This is a genomic window from uncultured Limnohabitans sp. (assembly GCF_937889215.1).
Classification (GTDB): Bacteria; Pseudomonadota; Gammaproteobacteria; order Burkholderiales; family Burkholderiaceae_C; genus Limnohabitans_A.
Genome location: NZ_CALBEX010000017.1, coordinates 1 through 2,841, shown reverse-complemented (window position 1 = coordinate 2,841; position 2,841 = coordinate 1). Strand labels below are relative to the sequence as shown.

1 protein-coding gene and 1 pseudogene are annotated in these 2,841 nt (G+C 61.4%); one reads left to right on the top strand and one right to left on the bottom strand.

What is annotated here, in order from left to right; translation table 11 throughout:
• The coding region (locus Q0341_RS00495) for an AAA family ATPase (protein ID WP_299509784.1) at window positions 1–1,088 on the top strand (1,088 nt) is incomplete at its 5' end.
• A gap of 104 nt (window positions 1,089–1,192) precedes the next feature.
• Here the strand turns inward: Q0341_RS00495 and Q0341_RS00490 are convergent.
• Window positions 1,193–2,720 (bottom strand): annotated as a pseudogene (locus Q0341_RS00490) (helicase HerA-like C-terminal domain-containing protein).
• Window positions 2,721–2,841: the final 121 nt, after the last annotated feature.

Below are 2,841 nucleotides of genomic sequence, written 5' to 3'. Positions count from 1 at the left end.
CCCAGCGCATTCAAGTCGCCTCCAAACGCAAAAAGACGATTGGCAAGGCCGAGATTGAGGACATTGTTGCCAAGATCGCCCGCATACCCCCGGCCAACGTGTCCAACGACGACCGCAGCAAGTTGCAGACCATCGAGCGTGACCTCAAATCGGTGGTGTTCGGCCAAGACAAAGCCATTGAAGTGCTGGCCTCTGCAGTCAAGATGGCCCGCTCCGGCCTGGGCAAGACCGACAAGCCGATTGGCTCTTTCCTGTTCTCTGGCCCCACCGGCGTGGGCAAGACCGAGGCGGCCAAGCAGTTGGCCTACATCATGGGCATCGACCTGATTCGGTTTGACATGTCCGAGTACATGGAGCGCCACGCCGTGAGCCGCCTGATCGGTGCGCCCCCGGGCTACGTGGGCTTTGACCAGGGTGGCCTGTTGACCGAAGCCGTGACCAAGAAGCCGCACTGCGTGCTCTTGCTCGACGAGATCGAAAAAGCCCACCCGGACATCTACAACGTGCTGTTGCAGGTCATGGACCACGGCACCTTGACCGACAACAACGGACGCAAGGCCGACTTCCGCAATGTGATCATCATCATGACCACCAACGCGGGGGCCGAGACCATGAACAAGGCCACCATTGGCTTCACCAACCCGCGCGCGGCCGGGGACGAAATGGGCGACATCAAGCGCCTGTTCACGCCCGAGTTCCGCAACCGCCTGGACGCCATTGTGAGCTTCAAGCCACTCGACGAGCAAATCATCTTGCGCGTGGTCGACAAGTTCTTGCTTCAGCTGGAAACCCAGTTGGGCGAGAAAAAGGTGGACGTGACTTTCACCGACGCCTTGAGAAAGTTCTTGGGCAAGAAGGGCTTCGATCCGCTCATGGGCGCTCGCCCGATGCAGCGCCTGATCCAGGACACCATCCGAAAGGCCTTGGCCGACGAGTTGTTGTTTGGCCGCCTGATCGACGGTGGTCGCCTGACGGTGGACATCGATGCCAAGGACGAGGTGCTGCTGGACATCACGCCCACCCCGAAGAAAGAAAGCCGTGCCTCACGTTCTGAGCCGGCTGAGCCTGAAGAAGCTACGGCAAGCTGAGCGCGTTGCGCGATGCAAAAAAAGGCCCCTTGGGGCCTTTTTTTGTGTTCAATCCGTCTTTCAACCCACGAGAGGCAATGGCCAGCGGGCTTGGCACCGGCAAATTACCTGCGCCGACTGCCGCCCAGCAAACTGCCCAGCACGCCGCGAACGATTTCCCGGCCAATGGCCGAGCCTGCGGTGCGCACGGCACTTTTGACCACCATTTGCGCCACACCATCGCGTTGACCACCACGCGGGCCGGTGCTGCCAAACAGCATGTCGGAGAGGCTGCCCATCAAGCCGCCGCTGGCAGGCTCTGCCGCAGCCGGTGCCTGGCCCGGCAAGGCGGCGGAGGCGGCTTGGCCAGCCGCTGTGGCCTGGCCCTTGATGCGCTCATAAGCCGACTCCCGGTCCAGGGCTTGTTCGTACACCCCGGCCACCAACGAGCCCTGAACCAGTGCTTGGCGCTGAGGGGCGGTGATGGGCCCAAGCTGGCTGCCCGGCGGCAGCACAAACACGCGCTCGGTCTCGCAGGGGCGGCCCTTGGCATCCAGAAAGCTCACCAGGGCCTCGCCCACGGCCAGTTCGGTGATGGCCGCCTCGATGTCCAAGCCCGCCTTGGGGCGCATGGTTTGCGCCGTCGATTTCACGGCTTTTTGGTCGCGCGGGGTGTAAGCGCGCAGAGCGTGCTGCACCCGGTTGCCCAACTGGCCGAGCACGCTGTCGGGGATGTCCAGCGGGTTTTGAGTCACGAAGTACACCCCCACGCCTTTGGAGCGCACCAGTCGCACCACCAGCTCGATGCGCTCGACCAGGACCGCAGGCGCATCCTTGAACAGCAAATGCGCCTCGTCAAAAAAGAACACCAACTTGGGTTTTTCCGGATCGCCGATTTCGGGCAACACCTCGAACAGCTCCGACAGCATCCACAACAAGAAGGTGGCGTACAGGCGCGGCGAATTCATGAGCTTGTCGGCCGCCAGGATGTTCACCACCCCTTGGCCTTGCGCGTCGGTTTGCATGAAGTCTTCGATGTTGAGCATGGGCTCGCCGAAAAACTTGTCACCACCCTGGGGTCTCGATTTGCACCAAGCCGCGCTGAATCGCCCCGATGCTGGCGGCGCTGATGTTGCCGTACTCGGTGGTGAACTGCTTGGCGTTGTCCCCGACGTACTGCAGCATGGCCCGCAGGTCTTTCATGTCCAGCAGCAGCAAACCGTTGTCGTCGGCGATTTTGAACACCAGGTTCAGCACCCCAGCTTGGGTGTCGTTCAAACCCAGCATGCGGGTCAGCAGCAAAGGTCCCATGTCGGAGATGGTGGCCCGCACCGGGTGTCCTTGCTCGCCAAACACGTCCCACAGGGTGGTGGGACAGGCCAGGGGCTCGGGCAGTGCAAGCCCCCGGTCTTGCAGCACAGCGGCCAACTTATCGCCGATCTTGCCCGCTAGGCTGACCCCGGTCAGATCGCCTTTGACATCGGCCATGAAGACCGGCACCCCCATGCGCGAAAAGCTTTCGGCCAGGGTTTGCAAGGTCACGGTTTTGCCGGTGCCGGTAGCGCCGGTGATCAGGCCGTGGCGGTTGGCGAGACCCGGCAGCAGGTGACACTGCGCCTGGGCATTTTGAGCAATCAACATGGGTTCAGCCATCGAAAATCTCCTCCCTTGTGTGAAAAGTAAAATCCAGCCTCTAGGTTAAATCAACATTCAAGGAATTCCCGATGGCTGGCCACAGTAAATGGGCAAATATTCAGCACCGAAAGGGCCGACA